The following is a 17,271-nucleotide window of genomic DNA, read 5'->3' on the forward strand; positions in this document are numbered from 1 at the left end:
TGAAATCACAGATCATGAGATAGTCACCGCTCTTGTCAGATCCAGAATATATTTTGTATTCTCGATTCAGGCTACCGATGACGCACTAGCCACCCACACTAAGGAGCATCCGATGACCGCCCCCACCACTGTCGAAGAACTTCGGGCCAAAACACGGGCCCTTTGCGACCTGTTTCCGGATGAGTACTGGCGCGAGACTGACCGCAACCGCCGCTACCCGCAGGAATTCGTTGACAGGCTGACCAAGGAAGGCCTTCTTGCTGCGCTGATCCCCACTGAGTATGGCGGCCTTGGCGTCGGCCTGACCGAAGCCAGCGTGATCATGGAAGAAATCAACAAGTCCGGCGGCCACTCAGCAGCATGCCATGCGCAGATGTACACCATGGGCGCGCTCCTCCGTCATGGCAACGAGGCACAGAAGAATGCCTACCTGCCGGCAATCGCCTCTGGCGACCTCCGTCTCCAGGCATTCTCCATCACGGAGGACTCTGCCGGTTCGGACACCACCAGCATCGAAACCGCAGCGGTCAAGGATGGCGAGGACTACATCATCACGGGCCACAAGAGCTGGACCAGTCGAATCGACGAATCAGACCTGGCGTTCGTCCTGGCCCGGACATCTGCCAAGCCCGAAGAAAAGGGCGGTGACCGGACCCACGGACTCACGCTGTTCCTCGTGGACCTCCGCAGAGTGCGTGCCGAACAACCCGAGACTTTGGAAGTGGTCAAGGTGCGGACGATGTTCAACTATGCAACCAACCAAATCTTCTACAAAGGGATGCGCGTTCCGCAGTCGGCAGTCATCGGCGAGGTAGGCAAGGGCTTCCGATACGTCATCGACGGCTGGAACGCAGAACGAATCCTGCTCGCTTCGGAAGCTATCGGCGATGGCTACTGGTTCACCACCCGCGCGGTGGAATACGCCAACAAGCGCAGCGTTTTCGGCCGGACCATCGGAACCAACCAGGGCGTACAGTTCCCCATTACCGACGCCTACATGAAGGTCCGTGCAGCGGACATGATGCGTTACGAAGCAGCCCGGCTCTTCGATGCCGGAGAACCGTGCGGCGCCGAAGCCAACATGGCCAAGCACCTTGCCTCCGAGGCCAGCTGGGCCGCCGGCAACGCCTGCCTGGACACGCATGGCGGTTACGGCTTCGTCGATGAATACGATGTTGAGCGCAAGTTCCGCGAAACCCGCATGTTCCAGGTCGCTCCTGTCAACAACAACATGATCAAGTCCTTCGTGGCCACCAAGGTGCTGGGGCTTCCCCGCTCCTACTGAGCGGCGGAGGAGTCCTGCCATGGATGACTCGCAGAAGTGGAGCCGGCTGGTTGGTGCCACAGTCGAGATCAGGAAAGACGGGCAGCTTGTACGCACGGGCGTTGTTGAGCACGCGATGCCTGATTCATCGGCCATATGGCTGGCGGCGGATGCCAACAACAGACGCGCCATGTTCGCTTCTGCGGAGAACTTCGAAGTGTGGATCCAGCCGAGGCAGCTGAGTTCACCGGTTAAGTTCAGCTAAGAGGAGTGGCGCGGCTGGCTGCAATATGCCGGGACTACCTGACCGGGCGGGCGGACGGCCATTGGCCGGACGAAATTTTCCCAAGGATGGTTCTCTCCAGCATGTCGGCCACCATGCGCACGGCCGCCGTTGACCGCGCGCTGGGGGGCCGCGCAAGTACGATCCTGCGCGGAATCGCTGGATTGACGATGGGAGCCGCCAGGACAACACCGGAGGACGCCTCTTGTGCCGCAAGAATGCCCGGCAGCACCGTCCATCCGATTCCGACTTCCACCAGCTGGGCCTGGACACCGGCGTCGTTCGTCTCAACGGCGATCTGAAGCGGCTGCCCAAGTCGTGCTGCGGCGCTCTCCACCAGCGAACGGATGCCGTGGGGAGCGCTGGGCATGACCAGGTTCATGCCCAGCAGGTGGTGAAGGTCCACGCCCGGAACAGGGAATGAATCCTCACTGGGCGGCGCGACCGCCCACAAGTCTTCGTCCAACAAAGGCAGAACTTCCAATGCAGCGGCAGGGGGCTGGTTGTACGTCACGGCAACGTCAATATCGCCCGATTCGAGCCCACGACTCAGGTGGCCGGCATATCCGGTGACTACCCTCAACCGGACACCAGGGTGACTCTCCATCACCCGTTCAACCAGCGGGACGGCCAACAGCGAGGACGTGCTGGCCAACAGCCCCACGGTGACAATTCCGTGGAGCCCCGCACCTTGGGAACGGGCTTCCTCCCGGGCGCGGTCAAGTTCGTTCAGGGCCCGGCGTGCCCGCTCCGCAACACTGGCTCCAACATCGGTCAGCCGCATTCCGGAACGGCTTCGCTCGAACAACGTGGCGCCGAGTTCAGTCTCCAGGTTGTGGATTTGGCGTGTGACCGCAGGCTGGACGATCCTCAGCAGCTCAGCAGCCCGCGTCACGCTGCCCGAGTCCGCCACTGCCAGCAGCGCCTGGAGTTGCCGCATCTCCATGTGGATCCTTTCGTCAGCCGAACAAGTGCAATAACACCATGACATATAGCCATCACAAAAAGGTATTGGTGACATCTATCCATAACGAGGACGATGGAATGCAAATCCCTCCGTTACCACTGCTGAAAGACAACCACATGCTTCAGAACCTGACCCCCGAATCCAGCCCGACCAACCCCGGCTCAATACCCGCAGCCGATTCCCGCAAAGTCCTCCGCGGCCGGGGCGCAGCCATGGCCCGCAATATGGAGGCCAGCCTCAGCGTGCCTACGGCATCCACTATGAGGACCTTCGAGGTCTCTGCACTCATGGCTTGGCGTGAACGGCTCCGCGGCCAGGGCTTCAACGTCCCGATTGCCGCCGTGCTTGCGACGGCAATGGCCCGTGCCGCCCAGCACGAGGTTCCGGCAGTGCGTCAGCGCATCGAATCCGATGGCTCTGACCTTGTCCTGGTTCAGGAAGGGACGGTCAATCTTGGAGTGGCGGTAGACGTTGAGACTTCCGCGGGCCACTCCATCATGGTCCCCGTCATCCAAGACGCCGCCAGCCTCACATTCCCGGCGCTTGTAGAACAGCTCGGTCAGCTTTCCCAGGAATGCCGGGCCGGAACCATCGCCGTGACCAAACTTCGCGGAGCCACCCTGATCCTCACCAGCACAGGCCGTTTCGGTTCGACAACAGGTGTACCGCTGCTTCCCGCCGGCCCAGGCATCATCGTCGCCGCAGGTGCTATCGGCGTTCCCGCAGGACTGGAAACTCTCGCTTCCACTCATCCCGTGGACCCTGTTATCACGCTGTCCTCCAGCTACGACCACCGCGCAATCCAAGGCGCAGACTCTGGTAGTTTCCTTGGCACCGTCGAGAAGCTTCTGCGATCCCCCGACTTCCTTGCCGAACTCGAACAGGAAATTCTGCGCAACGAGCCTGACCCGCTGCTCGGACTTCAGGGGGTGGACACAGCCGCCGACGGCGACGTGCGGCTTGCCGAGTTCAACAGCGCAGGCAGCGCTACCGTCGCCCGGCTGGAACCCGTACGTGCCCGCGACGAGGGATCCTGGCTGCCGAACGGCGTCGAGGTCGAATTTGCCCACCTTTCCGACCCCGAAACGCGCACCTGGCTCGCTGATCTCATCCGCCATGGCACTCCCCAGCCCACGGCTGAACGGCGACTTCAGGCGCTCAAGCTGTCTACCGACATCGACGTCTTCGAAAGCTACCTTCAAACCCAGTTCCTGGGCCAAAAGACACTCTCAGTGCAGGGGCTCGAATCAACCGTTGTCGCCTTGGCGGAAATGGCGGGACACGCAGCGGGCAAGGGCTACACAGACACTGTCCTGGGTATGGCCCACCGCGGCAGGCTCAGCATCATGGCTCACATCCTGAATTGGCCGATGGAGCGCATCCTTGCCGAATTCCTCCCCTCAGCCCGCTCCACCGAACTGGCCCGCTCCGGCGATGTCCGCCAACACCTCGGCGGTAGCGGCACATTCACCGACGCGGATGGCACAACGATCAGCGTCATGCTGGAACAGAACCCCAGCCACCTGGAATTCGTCTCACCCGTGGCGCTTGGCGCTGCCAAGGCGAAACAGGACCAGCTCGTCGCAGAGGGCATGACACCGGAAGAGGCCCGGCGCCGGGTTCTTCCCGTGTTGCTGCACGGTGACGCCGCTTTCACAGGACAGGGGGTTGTTTACGAGACCTTCAACCTGCAGCGGCTCGAGCCCTACAACGTGGGCGGCACCGTCCACATCGTCCAGGACAACAGGCTCGGATTCACGGCAACGCCCTTCCAGCTGCGTTCAACCTCCTACCCGTCGGACGTTGTCCGCGGCTTCGACGTTCCCGTCATCCACACCGACGCTGACGACGTCGACGCCAACCTGGTTGCGGCCCGAATTGCCTTCGAATACCGCGAGCGCTTTGGCTCGGACATCGTCATCCACGTTCAGGGTTACCGCCGTCATGGACACAATGAGACCGACGAGCCCCGCTACACGCAGCCCGTGTATTACGACGACATTGACCAGCACCCTCCAGTCCACGAAATCTACGCGGGCACTTTGGAAGCGGCCGGCCTGGTGACGAACACCTACGTCGCCGAAACCCGGACCGCGGCCAAGGAGCACCTCGTCGGAGCCTTGGAGAAGGCACGGGTCTTTGATTTGAGCTCCGTCGTTACGCAGGAGTTCAAGCCGCGCCCCGGTGTCGCGGCAAAACTGCAGGACATTACGGCTACGTGGCTGGCCGACGTCCTTGATGTGGCCGAACAGACGCGTGACGACGTCGCAATACATCCGAAGCTGATGCGTCAATTCGATAAGAAGCGCGCTTTGCGTAACCAGGAGTTCCTGGTGGACTGGGGTCAGGCGGAACTACTTGCTTTGAAGCACATCAATGAGGCTGGCGTTCCCGTGCGGCTCACGGGTGAGGACGTGGAGCGCGGCACCTTCAGTCATCGTCACATCGTGGTGCACGATGCGCAGACGGGTGACAAGGCGGAGCGTCTCACGTTCGGGGAGGCACCTTTCCTTGTGGCAAATACTCCATTGACCGAGGTTGCCACGGTGGGATTCGAGTATGGCTACGGGCGGACGAACACGGACTCACTCCAGCTGTGGGAGGCCCAGTTCGGTGACTTCGTGAACGTTGCACAGGTCATCTTCGATCAGTTCATCATGGCCGGGCGTGACAAGTGGGGCCGCGAAAGCCGGTTTGTTGCACTCCTCCCCCACGGCTGGGAAGGCGCCGGTCCGGAACACTCCTCGGCACGCCTTGAGCGGTTCCTCCAACTGGCAGCACGCGACAACGCCCGTATCCTCATCCCGACCACGGCGGCCCAGTACTTCAACGCCTTGGTGAATGCAGCAGCCATGGAGGAGCCCCGGCCGCACGTCATCTTCACGCCGAAGTCACTGCTGCGGGCTGAGTCTGCGAAATCTGCGGTGGAAGACTTCACCGCTGGCACCTTCCACAAAGTCCTGGCATCGGGCGCTCCCAGCCACGAGGCAACACGCCTTCTCCTTTGCACCGGAAAGGTGGGCGTGGAGGCCAAGGAACGTCTGGGCGAGGGCGTGCGCCTGCTTCGCCTCGAGCAGTTGTACCCCTTCCCCCATGAAGAGATCATGCGCGAAGTGGCAGCTGCCGGTGGGCTGGAGGAAATCATCTGGGTCCAGGAAGAACCCGAGAACATGGGTGCATGGACCTATGTCCTGCCCAAGCTTCTCAAGATGGGCCTGAGCCGTTTCCGTCTCGGCTACGTCGGCAGGCCGGAGGCAGCTTCACCTGCGGAAGGCTACTCGGCTGAGCACAAAGCAGCCCAGGAGCGTCTGCTGACAGCGGCGGCCCAGCCCGGCGTCGTCGATTTCCGGATCGGCTAGCGGTCCAGTCTCGTCCACCCGGTTCGAGGCGCCTAGAGTAACCAAGAGACGAAGGTCAGGCGGTGCGGGAAATCCCGCACCGCCTGACCCAGTGAAAGGAACCTGATACATGCGGATAGGTGTTGTCGAAGACGACGACGGCGTTGCCAGCGCACTGGTGGACGCGCTGGAAGCCCACCGCATCACCGCCCACCGTATGGCCCGCGGCACCGAACTCCTGACCCGGCACCCGGACTTCGACCTTGTTCTTTTGGACCTGGGGCTACCCGACATGGATGGAATAGAAGTCCTGCGGCGTCTCCGCCAGGTTTCCGCGGTCCCTGTCATCGTGTTGACTGCGAGGGACGACGAACGGTCCGTGGTGCGTGGCTTACGGAACGGAGCCGACGACTATCTGGTCAAACCTGCCCGCATCACTGAACTGTTGGCCCGGATTGAGGCCATCCGTCGAAGGGCGCAGCGGGCCTCTGCGACTTCAACGCATGTCCGCGAATTTGGCGACGTCATCATCGATCTTTCGGGGAGAACCTTGGAAGTGGGTGGGGAACAGATCCAGCTGACCACCAAGGAGTTCCAGCTGCTGGCCATGCTGGTTGACAGCCCTGGGACAGCCGTCAGCCGCCAACACATGATGGATCACATCTGGGGCGACGCTTTTGTCACGGTGTCGCGGTCCCTGGATGTCCACATGACGGCCCTCCGGTCCAAGATCGGCCGCGCCGGGTTGATTGAGACCATCCGCGGTTTTGGGTATCGCTGGACGGGCGAACAGTGAGAACCCGCCTGCTATTGGTCCTCGCGATCCTTGGCGCGATAGTGGTTGCAGGGTTCGCGGTTCCTTTGGCGTTGTCGTCAGCGGACCTTCGCACCCGCCAGTTCGTCCTCAGCAGGGACGGGGACCTTCAACGGTTCGCGGACCTGGCCGACAACTACGTCCGGAACGCAGGTCCCGGATTGCTCCTGGAAGAGATTGCCGCCTACAACAGCCTCTATGGTGATGCCGTTGCCGTAGTGTCCACCAGGGGCGCTTCCGCCCAGGCGGTCGGAACCACACTGGACGATCCCGAAGTGTCGGAGGCTGTGGGGCGGGCGCTGCGCAACGAGCGCTCATCGGGCCTCGAACTGCTCACCCCGTGGAGCCCCGACACAGCGGTCTTCGCCAAACCGATCGGTTCCGGTGCCCAGGTCAACGGCGCGGTGGTCATCGTTGCTTCCACAGACGGCCCGCGGGGCGACATCCTGCGGATATGGCTGCTCATCGGCGCAGGGTCCATCACGGCTGTGGCAGTTTTCGGTCTCTTGGCCTTGGCTTTAAGCCGCTGGATCCTTCGCCCCTTGGACAAAGTCAGCCAGCGCATGCAGGAACTGACTGAAAGCCTGCCCGTCTCCAAAGCCGCCGGCAGTGGCGCCGCGCCCCTGCCTGAGCACACCGCCGGGGGGCCGCCGGAATTCCAATTGCTGTCCAAGGCCTTTGAAAAAATGGCCACTACCGTTCATGCCTCGGCGGACGCCCAGAGCCGGCTGGTGGCCGATACAGCCCACCAGTTGAGGAACCCCCTCACGGCTCTCCAATTGCGCCTGGACCTTTTGGAGCCGCAGGTGCGTGGCGACGGCACAAAGAGCTACCAGCGAGCTCTTGGCGAAACTCTTCGCTTGGAGGAAATCCTTGACGATCTGCTGGCTTTGTCCGTGGCTGAAACTCCGCGTGCCCGGCAACTGGGTCACGAGTACTGCCTGCCACTGGCTGTGGCTCAAGAGCGCGCAGACTTTTGGGCGGAAACTGCCGCTGCCGCCGAGGTTGCCCTTGAGGTTCAAGACTCGACTGGCGGTCCTGCCGCCTCCATCAGCACCGGCGACCTTGAACAGTCACTCGACGTCCTGCTGGACAATGCCTGCAAGTACGCCGGCCGCGGCGCCACTGTCAGGATTTCAGTCGACACCAACGACGACGCCCGGGTCATGGTCACGGTGGCAGATGACGGGGCAGGTGTACAGCCGAGCGAACTGACGTTGATTACCAGGAGGTTCTTCCGCGGAACAGCCGCACAGCCGGAAAAGCCCGGGGGAACCGGATTGGGACTGTCCATTGTGGAGGCACTCATACAGCGGAATGGTGGCAGCGTCAGCACCCGTGAAACTCCCGGCGGCGGTCTCACCGTCATATTGACACTCCCTGCTGCTCAAGAGGAGGTGGCGCCATGACACACCTGAACATCGCCCGGCAACAGTTATCACGACGGCGGCTGCTCACCGCAGCCGCTGCAGCGACAGCAGGTGGCCTGCTGGGAAGTTGCAGCGCACCACATAGTCAGTTCACACTGGGCACCGCAGAAAACCGAGGATTCTTCTACGATTTCGGCCAGTCGCTGACTGCGGCGGTATCCGGCGCCGACGTCGGCTTCACCCTGGACCCGACCATTACCGATGGGTCAGTGGAAAACCTGGAACGCATCCTTACGGGCAAGCTCGATTTCGCGTTGGTTTTGGCCGACGTCGCGCTGACCGAACAACAGAATCTACTAGCGGTGGGCCGGCTCTACCTGAACTACCTGCAATTCGCTGTCGCCGGAGACTCGTCCGTACGCTCGGTGTCCCATTTAAGAGGAAAGGTCATCAGCCTGGGAGCAAGTTCGGCCACCATCCGGGCCGGCCATCTCCTCCTTGAGGCCGGCGGGATCAACGAGTCCGACGTGACTATCCGCCAAGTACCCATCACGGGCGTGCTCGAGGCGTTGGCCGCTGGTGACGTTGAGGCCGCCCTCTTTGCGGGAGGAGTGCCCCATCCCCAGATGGACACCAGTAACGGTCGCGGCCCAGCCTCCGGGATCCGCCTCTTGGACCTTGCCTCCGAACAGCGGGCGCTGCAGGCACGGTACGGTCCCGTGTACCAGCCGGTGACCCTGCCGAGAAGCCTCTACGCCTCGGGAACCGAGATTTCATCAGTGGGAATTTCGACCATCCTCTTAGCCAGGCCCGGCCTTCCCAATGACGTGGTCAGCAGGGTTGTGGACGTCTTGGTGCGAAGGTCCGCGGAATTGGTGCCTCCGGGAGCCGTGGGCATTCAGTTCCTGGACACCCGCTCACTGATCTACACCTCCGGGATTCCACTCCACCCAGGTGCCGCCGAGGCCTACAAGCGCAACCACGCCTAGCGTTGGACTCGCCGAGGCCATGCGCGGAAGCTGCGACAATTCTTCCCGGGCAATGCCGTAGTTTTGGTTGTAGCAAGCAGAAAGTGACATGACAATGATTGAGCGCAAACGTGTTCGTCCGCAATTGAGTGACGAGGCTTCGTCCTACGTCCGCGCCCTCATCATGTCTGGCAGCCTTCGGCCCGGAACGCAGGTGCGGCCCGAGGTCCTGGCCGAGGCTCTACAAATTTCCACCACGCCGGTCCGGGAGGCTCTGCAGTCCCTCCGGGTGGAGGGCTTCCTGGAATTGGTACCGCGGAAGGGATTCCAAGTTGCGCCGCTGACCGGGCAGGACATCCGGGACATCTTCCGGGTTCAGGCTCTGATCGGTGGCGAACTGGCGGCGCGAGCGACGCACAATGCCACCGACGAAGACCTGGCCGAACTCGAAGCGCTGCATCACGAACTCATTGCTGCCGCAGCCCGCCACGATCATGCCTCGCTGGAAGAAAAAAACCATGCCTTCCACCGCGAGATCAATCTCTTGGCGGATTCACGGAAGATTATCTGGGCCATGGGCCTCGTTTCGCGGTATGTTCCCCGAAGGTTTTACTCCAGCATTGAAGGCTGGCCCAAAGCTACTGTCGACGACCATTCAAAACTCTTGGAAGCCATCCGATCCAAGGACGCCACCACGGCCCGGGCGGAGATGGAGGAGCACCTGATGCACTCAGGAGAGCTTCTGGCCGCCCATTTTGATGAGCGCGTAGCCGCCGACGGAGCCAGTGACGAGTCACCGGGTCTCGCACGCGTCTAGCTCCCTGTTAAGTCCGGTCATGCCGGGTCCGCGCTCATGCGGGCCCGGCTATTTTGTGCTGCCAAACGCCCACTGAAGAACCGTCTTAAGGGACGGCTAAGAAATCGCCAATTCGCTATTCAGGCCCGGGTGACCTGAGACACATTGGAGGTAGTTCCACGGCGAAAGCCCCGAACCGGCGGCGACGGCAGCAGAAGCCCAACGCCACCGACAAGAACAAAGGAGTTCAAGTGAACACTCAAAGCACGCAAGCTGCACCGGTCAAGTCCCGTGTGGTGAGCAATGTTGTCAAGGGGTGCCTCGGCAACCTGATCGAGTGGTACGACTGGTTCGTCTACGCTTCGTTCAGCATCTACTTCGCTGCCGAGTTCTTCCCCAGCGGCAACCCCACCGCCCAGTTGCTGTCAACCGCTGCCGTTTTCGCCGTCGGCTTCCTCATGCGTCCCCTCGGCGGCTGGTTGCTGGGTATGTACGCGGACCGCCACGGACGCCGAAACGCCCTCGCCGCTTCAGTCCTTCTCATGAGCGCCGGCTCGCTGACGATCGGCCTCACCCCATCCTTCGACACGATCGGGATTTGGGCACCTATCCTCTTGGTCTTCGCACGGCTCATTCAGGGCCTGAGCGTCGGCGGGGAATTCGGCTCCAGCGCCACGTATCTTTCAGAGGTCGCAACGCCTGGCCGCCGAGGCTTCTTCTCCAGCTTCCAGTACGTCTCCATCATCATCGGCCAACTCTCCGCACTGCTGGTGATGATCCTGCTGCAACGCCTCCTGACACCCGAACAGATGGGCGAATGGGGATGGCGCATCCCGTTCATCATCGGCGCCGTAGCCGGACTCCTGGTCATGGTCCTCCGCCGCTCCATGGACGAATCCGAGCACTACAAGCTGGAGAAGGCACGCAGCGAAGCAGAGACCGCATCCACCGGTAAGAAGCCTGTAGGCTCCCTGCGCGCTCTCCTGCAGTACCCCAAGCAGCTCATCGCCGTCTTCTGCCTGGCCATTGGAGGCACAGTCAGCTTCTACGTCTACACCACCTACATGCAGAAATACATGGTCAACACCTCCGGTATCGCCAAAGAAGACGCCAGCGTCATCAGCTTTGTGGCACTGTTCCTCTTCATGTTCCTGCAGCCGATCGCCGGCGGCCTCTCGGACCGCTACGGACGCCGCAAGGTCATGCTTTTCTTCTCCATCGGCGGCACCATCGTTACCGTGCCGGTACTGACCATCCTCGCCGACACCACCAACGTGTTCGCCGCGTTTGGCCTGATGATGCTCTGCTTGGTCTTCGTCTCCGGCTACACAGCCTGTGCTTCGATCGTCAAAGCTGAAATGTTCCCCACCCGGGTCCGCGCTCTGGGCGTCGGACTGCCGCACGCACTCGTTGCAGCATCCTTCGGCGGAACAGTTGAACCCATTGGTTTGGCGCTCAAGCAGGCGGGCATGGAATCTACCTTCTTCTGGTACGTCACAGGCTGCATCGCATTGACTCTGGTTGCCTCGTTTATGGTCAAGGAACCGTCGAAGAACTCCAGCCTCGAGGCCGACATTGCACAGACAGCTCCCGCTGGCAACGTCCCCTGGTCAACAGAAGGTGATTCGAACGGCACGGTACCCGAATTGAGCCCCACAGGCTCCCGAAACTAACCCACCAAGACAAAAGTGGCCGGCCTCCAGCGGAGGCCGGCCACTTTTCTTTGTTTGCCACTTCAACCCAGGCCCTGATTCCTTGGTGGTTACAAGTGATTCCTTGGTGGTTGCAACTAGCCCTTTGAAGGGCGGCAAGTGCGCCGTCGCCACGGGGGCACGTTTCAGTCCCTCCAGGCCGTGGCGGGATTGATCGGGTCCAGTTCTGCGGACGTGGGTGGATTGGCGCCAGGGCGCGAGCAGGTGATGGCTGCCGCCCTGTTCGCATAGGCTGCCAGGACGCGGAGTTCGGCGAGGGTGAGGGCCACCAGCCGGGACCGGGCATGTGCTCCCAGGAGGTCCAACTGTGAAAGCCCAAAAACAAGGGTGGCCATGAAGGAGTCGCCCGCCCCGACCGTGTCTGCCACGTCTATGCTTTCGCCGGGTAGTTCAACGCGGCCCTGCCTGTTAACAAGCACGGGCCCCTGCGCGCCGCGGGTGAGGGCAACCAGCACCGGGCCGAGCTCCAGCCAGGCAGCCAACGACTCCTCGGGAGTCCTGTGAGGGTAGAGCCACATGAGGTCTTCGTCGCTTGCCTTGACGATGTCGCTCGCAGCGACGAAATCTTCGGCCTGCCGCCGGGCCGAGGCAACATCCGGGCTGACGCCCGGCCGGCAATTGGGGTCGTAACTGACGGTGGCACCACGCCGTGCCGCCTCCACCAGGGCAAGCGTGGCGTGGTTGCCCGGCGAAAGCAGCGTGGCGATCGAACCTGTGTGGACGTGCGTGGAGGCTTCCACCGCAGCAAGCGCGGGAAACAATGCGCCGTTGATGTCCCACGTGACGTCGAACGTATACGTTGCGGCACCGTCATGGCCAAGTGTTGCTGTTGCGGTGGAAGTGGGTGCCGTACCGCCACGGACCGGCACAACGCCGTTGGCCCGCAGGTGCTGCTCGACCATCAGCCCGTACGCGTCGTCGTCGTAATGCGTCACGAGGCTGGTCGGAAGGCCCAGCCTGGCGGTTCCCACTGCAACGTTCAGAGGGCTGCCGCCCGGATGGACGTGGCGGCCTGCAGTCCCCCGGCGCGGGTCATCGATGATGTCCGCCAGGGACTCGCCGATGACGGTGACCAAGGGACCGCCGACCGGAAGGACCGTGGCGGTGGAGTGTGTTGGCATGGTAGCTTCCTTGCAGAATTCTCGAGTGTCCACGATGCCGCGGTCAGCGGCCGGGGTAGACGACAGCCTTGAGCTGGCCGGGCTGCTTTCCCGCTTTCAGCGCCTCTTCGGATTCGGCCAGCCCGAACTTTCCGGTGACCAGGACGTCCAGGTCCACCTTGCCGTCGGCGAGGAGCTGGATGGCCAGCGGCCAGGTGTTTGTGTAGCGGAAAACGCCGGAAAGCCAGATCTCCCGGTTCTGGATGTAGGAGACGGGGAGTTCGACCTCGTCGGCCCCCAGCCCCACGAGGATCACACGGCCCGCCGGCGCTACGGCCTTGATGCCGGAACGGACCGCCTGCGGTGCCCCGGAGGCATCTATGAAGGCGTCCACATCGAGTCCTTCCACGCTGTCCGTCCTGGCGTTCAGGGCGTGGGTTGCCCCGTGTTCCAGGGCAAAAGCCAATCGGTCCTCGGCAATGTCGCTGATGTAGATTGCGGTGGCACCGAAGGCCCGCGCAGCCTGCGCCGCGATGATGCCGATAGGTCCGGCACCGGCGATCAGCACCCGGCTGCCGGGCTTGATGTCTGCTCGCTCGCAGGCCCAGAGCCCTACCGAAAGGGGCTCGATCAGGGCAGCGGCTTCGTCGCTGACGTTGTCAGGGATGTCGTACGCGAAGTCGCTTTGAATGGTGACGTACTCCGCGAACGCTCCGTCCACCGGCGGGGTGGCGTAGAACTCGATGTCCGGGCACAGGTTGTAGCGGCCGGCCTTGCACTGCTTGCACTTACGGCAAGGGCGTTGGGGTTCGACGGCGACGCGCTGGCCGATGCGGGCAGGGTCAACGGACCTGCCGACGGCGGCGATCCGGCCGGAGAGTTCGTGGCCAAGGACCAGAGGGTGATCCACCACGTAGGGGCCGATCCGGCCGTGCTCGTAGTAGTGGACATCGCTGCCGCAGACGCCCACAGCGGCGACCTGAACGAGGACCTGGTCCGCGTCGAGCTGCGGGAGTGGAAGGGTTTCCATGGACATGTCGCCCTGGCTCTTGAGGACGTTGGCGCGCATGGTGGCGGGTAGTCCGGAGCCGGCAGCAGGTGCATGCGGCGTGGTGGTTGTTGTCATGGGAGCGATCCTTTCGAAAGCGGCGGGCAGGTTACTTGACGGCGCCCAGGGAGAGGCCTTGGACGAGTTTGTCCTGGGCAGCGAAGCCGGCGAACAGCACCGGGAGGGAGATGACGACGGCGGCGGCACAGACTTTGGCGAGGAACAGGCCCTGGCCGGAGACGAAGCCGGTCAGGAAGACAGGGGCCGTACCAGCCACGACGCCGGTCAGGACGCGGGCCAAGAGCAGTTCGTTCCAGCTGAAGATGAAGCAGATCAAGGCGGTGGCGGCGATGCCCGGCATCGCGACCGGGGCGATGACCTTGCGCAGGATGAGCAGGAGGTTGGCACCGTCGATCTGGGCCGCCTCCAGCATTTCTTCGGGAACTTCGGCGAGGAAGGACCGCATCATCCACACCGCGATGGGCAGGTTCATGGAGGTGTACATGAGGATCAGGAACCAGATGTTGTCCAGTGCCCCGACCGTGCGGGCAAAGAGGTAGAGCGGCAGGATCGCTGCCACCACCGGCATCATCTTGGTGGAGAGAAAGAAGAACATGACATCTGTCCACTTCTTCACCGGCCGGATGGACAGTGCATAGGCCGCGGGGATGGCCAGCACCAGGACGAGGACAGTGGACAGGATGGACGCCGTGGCCGAGTTGATCAGCGATGGCCACGGGCTGACGCCGGACGTTTCGCCGAAGAATTCCCGGTAGGCGTCCAGCGTCAGACTTGCAGCGATCGACGGCGGATTGGTGGCCGCGTCCGTCTCGGAATGGAAGGAAGTCAGGATCATCCACACCACGGGGGATGCAAAGAGCAGGGCCAGCAGCCACGCCGCGATACCGGCGGCAGTGTTGTTGCGTGTGGGGTCCATGCGGGTCTTGCCGTGCCTGCGGGGGTTGCTGGCGGCGCGAGCAGCCTTGCCGGTTGTGTTGTCGTGGGGCACGGCGGGAGTAAAGGTGCTCATCGTGCTGCCTCCTTCTTGAAGAGCGAGAAAACGGTGCGGAGTGCGAACGTGGCCACGACGATGGTGCCAATGACCACCACTACGCCGGCGGCGGAGGCCAGGCCGTATTCGTTGGCGTAGTAGAACGTCTGGTAAATGGCGTAGGGCAGGTTGGCAGTTCCCAGGCCGCCTGCGGTGAGGGTGAAGACGGAATCGAAGTTCTGCACGATGTAGATGGCTCCGAGAAGGCCGCCGAGTTCCAGGTATTGGCGCAGGTGCGGCAAGGTCAGGTGCCGGAAGATCGCCCATGGCGTTGCGCCGTCCATCTGGGCCGCTTCCACGGTGTCCATGGGCCGCGACTGCAGCCCGGCAAGCAGGATGAGCATCATGAACGGAGTCCACTGCCACACAAGCGAGACGATCACTGCCATCAGCGGCGCCTGGGACAGCAGGTCCAGCTGCGGGGCAGAGCTGCTGCCGAAGAGCGACCAGATCCAGGTGAGGATGCCATTAATCAGCCCGTAGGCGGGGTTGAGGAGGGCATGTTTCCAGATCAGGGCGGCAGCCACTGGGACCACCAGGAACGGTGCGATCAGCAGGGTGCGGGCAAGACCGCGGCCCATGAATTTCTTGTCCAGCAGCAGCGCCAGGCCCAGCCCGATGAGCAAGCTGGCCAGGACCACGGCAACGGTCAGGACGATGGTGGTGAAGATCGCCTGCCGCAGGTCAGGATCGGTGAGGACCGTGACGTAGTTCTCGAAGCCAGCGAAGGCCGTCTTACTGGGGCTCAGGCTGTTCCAGTTCAGGAACGAGATGATCAGGGTCACCACGAACGGGAGCTGCGTGACGATGATGAGGAAAATCAGGGCTGGAAGCAGCGGGGCGCGCCGTGCCCAGGCAAGGGCGCGTTCCCGCGAAGCCCTGTTTTGTGTTGGTTTGGATGTGGCATGTCCTGGGCGGGAGATGCGCGCCGTTGCGGTAGTCATGATGTTCTCCTGCAGTTCCGTTATTGCTTGTTCTTGTATTTGTCGCCGACCTTTTGCGCAGCTTGCTGGCCCTTGGCCAAGGCATCAGCCACGCTCCCCTGTCCGGCAATGGCGGAGCTGACGCCTTGGGAGACGTTGGTGCCAAGTGCAGCGAACTCCGGGATGCCAACGAACTGGATACCGACCGCGGGACGGTCCTGCAGGCCCGGGTTCTTGGGGTCTGCATTTTCGATTGCAAAGCGTTCGGCCTTGAAGAACGGTGCAGCTTTCTGGAAGGCGGTGTTCTCGTATGTGGAAATCCGCTTGCCGGATGGCACTTTCGCCCAGCCAAGCTTTGAGGCCACCAGCTCTTCGTATTCCTTGGAACTGGCCCAAGTGATGAACTTCTCTGCGGAATCCTGCTTCTTGGAGGCTGCTTGCATGGCCCAGGACCACGTCCACAGCCAGCCCGAGGATGAGGTTTCCTTCACAGGCGCTTGGGCGTAGCCGATCTTGCCCTTCACTGGAGAAGCATCGGCCTCAAGTGCACCGGCAGCCGAGGTAGCGTCGTACCACATGGCTACCTTGCCCTGTGTCAGGTTGTTCAGGCATTCAGTAAACCCGGCCTGGGCTGCGCCGGCTTCTCCGTGCTCACGGACCAGCTTGGTGTAGAACTCGACCGCTGCGGTGAACTCCGGGGAGTTGACCTGGGCATTCCACTCCTTGTCGAACCAGGTGCCGCCATAAGTGTTAACAACAGTGGTCAGGGGTGCGAACACCTGGCCCCAGCCGGGCTGGCCGCGCAGGCAGATGCCCTTCATCCCGGGAGCTGCGCCGTCAACTTTCGCCGCGATGTCCGCTACTTGGTCCCAGGTGGGCTTGTCCGGCATGCTGACGCCCTTGGCCTCGAGGATGTCCTTCCGGTACATCAGGAACGACGATTCGCCGTAGAACGGTTCGCCGTAGAGCTTGCCGTCTGTACCGGTAAGGGATGCCGTGTAGGCGGGGAGGATGTCCGCCTGGTCGAAGCCGGGGTCCTTGGCTACGTTGTCCAGCGGTGCCAGCCAGCCGTTGGCGGAGTAGAACGGGATTTCGTAGTTGGACAGCGAGGCTACGTCGTACTGGCCGGCCTGGCTGGAAAACTCCTGGCTGATCTTGGCCCGGACATCGTTCTCCGGCAGGATCGTGAAGTTGACGTTGATGCCGGTTTCCCTGGTGAAGTTGTCCGCAGTGAGCTTCTGCAGGTCCTCCATCTGGGGGTTGTTGACCATCAGTACGTTAATGCTGTTGGGGTTGCCGGCGGAATTGCCTCCACCGGCACCCGCACAGGCTGTGGCGCTCAGTGCGATGCAGAGTGCCCCGGCGGACAGGACGGCAGCGCGCGTTTTCGGGCGCATTAAGGACTCCTTTGTTCTCAGGAAGATGCAGGACCGTTGCACGCCGACTGCTGCGTCAGGGTGCCGGACTGGTGCGCGGCCAGCCACCGGAACCCCGGTGCGCCGTGCTGATGTTCCTCAAGATTAGGCGTGCGGCATGCGTCACAACTAGCGCCTTGGTTGCCCATTTCTGATACTTATTTTCTGCACCGCCGAGCCACAGCAACCGCTACTCTGGGAAGACGGCTGGAATGCTGTCCA

At 62.4% G+C, this 17,271-nt stretch carries 14 protein-coding genes; 8 read left to right on the forward strand and 6 right to left on the reverse strand.

The window, feature by feature from the left end; genetic code table 11:
• Positions 1–112: 112 nt before the first annotated feature.
• Together ACIQC5_RS10545 and ACIQC5_RS10550 are read left to right on the forward strand one after the other, a co-directional pair.
• Positions 113–1,285: an acyl-CoA dehydrogenase family protein gene (locus tag ACIQC5_RS10545; protein ID WP_400281420.1), complete on the forward strand. Its 1,173-nt coding sequence runs from the start codon at positions 113–115 to the stop codon at positions 1,283–1,285.
• A gap of 19 nt (positions 1,286–1,304) precedes the next feature.
• Positions 1,305–1,529, forward strand: coding sequence for a hypothetical protein (locus ACIQC5_RS10550; RefSeq protein WP_400281422.1), 225 nt, complete (start codon positions 1,305–1,307; stop codon positions 1,527–1,529).
• A gap of 34 nt (positions 1,530–1,563) precedes the next feature.
• Here the strand turns inward: ACIQC5_RS10550 and ACIQC5_RS10555 are convergent, their stop codons facing one another.
• The gene (locus ACIQC5_RS10555) at positions 1,564–2,493 is read right to left on the reverse strand and encodes a LysR family transcriptional regulator (protein WP_400281425.1); all 930 of its coding nucleotides are present in this window, start codon (positions 2,491–2,493) and stop codon (positions 1,564–1,566) included.
• A 137-nt stretch (positions 2,494–2,630) separates the two neighbouring features.
• Between ACIQC5_RS10555 and ACIQC5_RS10560 the strand changes: the two genes are divergently transcribed.
• The 6 genes from ACIQC5_RS10560 to ACIQC5_RS10585 all read left to right on the forward strand — a co-directional run bounded on the left by ACIQC5_RS10560 (position 2,631) and on the right by ACIQC5_RS10585 (position 11,473).
• Complete coding sequence (locus tag ACIQC5_RS10560; protein ID WP_400281428.1) at positions 2,631–5,873, forward strand: 2-oxoglutarate dehydrogenase E1 component; 3,243 nt, start codon at positions 2,631–2,633, stop codon at positions 5,871–5,873.
• 109 nt (positions 5,874–5,982) lie between these two features.
• A complete protein-coding gene (locus tag ACIQC5_RS10565; protein ID WP_400281431.1) occupies positions 5,983–6,648 on the forward strand; it encodes a response regulator transcription factor in 666 nt (221 codons plus the stop codon).
• Entirely contained in the window at positions 6,645–8,075 is a 1,431-nt protein-coding gene (locus tag ACIQC5_RS10570) for a sensor histidine kinase (RefSeq protein WP_400281434.1), read from the forward strand. Before ACIQC5_RS10565 ends, ACIQC5_RS10570 begins: the two co-directional genes overlap by 4 nt.
• Complete coding sequence (locus tag ACIQC5_RS10575; protein ID WP_400281437.1) at positions 8,072–9,025, forward strand: TAXI family TRAP transporter solute-binding subunit; 954 nt, start codon at positions 8,072–8,074, stop codon at positions 9,023–9,025. The genes ACIQC5_RS10570 and ACIQC5_RS10575 overlap by 4 nt, the downstream gene beginning before the upstream one ends.
• Before the next feature lie 88 nt (positions 9,026–9,113).
• Positions 9,114–9,821, forward strand: a complete 708-nt coding sequence (locus ACIQC5_RS10580) for a GntR family transcriptional regulator (protein WP_400281440.1) — start codon at positions 9,114–9,116, stop codon at positions 9,819–9,821.
• 230 nt (positions 9,822–10,051) lie between these two features.
• Positions 10,052–11,473 carry an MFS transporter gene (locus tag ACIQC5_RS10585; RefSeq protein ID WP_400281442.1) on the forward strand — a complete coding sequence of 474 codons (1,422 nt, stop codon included), beginning with the start codon at positions 10,052–10,054 and terminating at the stop codon, positions 11,471–11,473.
• A gap of 164 nt (positions 11,474–11,637) precedes the next feature.
• Here the strand turns inward: ACIQC5_RS10585 and ACIQC5_RS10590 are convergent, their stop codons facing one another.
• From ACIQC5_RS10590 to ACIQC5_RS10610, 5 genes are read right to left on the reverse strand one after another with little or no spacing between them, the layout of a single operon-like run.
• Positions 11,638–12,633 (reverse strand): carbohydrate kinase, encoded by a 996-nt coding sequence (locus ACIQC5_RS10590; RefSeq protein WP_400281444.1) that lies wholly within the window; start codon positions 12,631–12,633, stop codon positions 11,638–11,640.
• Between the two features lie 43 nt (positions 12,634–12,676).
• The gene (locus ACIQC5_RS10595) at positions 12,677–13,738 is read right to left on the reverse strand and encodes an NAD(P)-dependent alcohol dehydrogenase (RefSeq protein WP_400281447.1); all 1,062 of its coding nucleotides are present in this window, start codon (positions 13,736–13,738) and stop codon (positions 12,677–12,679) included.
• A 31-nt stretch (positions 13,739–13,769) separates the two neighbouring features.
• A complete protein-coding gene (locus tag ACIQC5_RS10600; protein ID WP_400281450.1) occupies positions 13,770–14,690 on the reverse strand; it encodes a carbohydrate ABC transporter permease in 921 nt (306 codons plus the stop codon).
• Complete coding sequence (locus ACIQC5_RS10605; RefSeq protein WP_400281453.1) at positions 14,687–15,655, reverse strand: carbohydrate ABC transporter permease; 969 nt, start codon at positions 15,653–15,655, stop codon at positions 14,687–14,689. Before ACIQC5_RS10605 ends, ACIQC5_RS10600 begins: the two co-directional genes overlap by 4 nt.
• Before the next feature lie 20 nt (positions 15,656–15,675).
• Positions 15,676–17,031 carry an ABC transporter substrate-binding protein gene (locus tag ACIQC5_RS10610; RefSeq protein ID WP_400281456.1) on the reverse strand — a complete coding sequence of 452 codons (1,356 nt, stop codon included), beginning with the start codon at positions 17,029–17,031 and terminating at the stop codon, positions 15,676–15,678.
• Between the last annotated feature and the right edge of the window lie 240 nt (positions 17,032–17,271).

Source organism: Paenarthrobacter sp. NPDC092416 (genome assembly GCF_044755025.1).
Classification (GTDB): domain Bacteria; phylum Actinomycetota; class Actinomycetes; order Actinomycetales; family Micrococcaceae; genus Arthrobacter.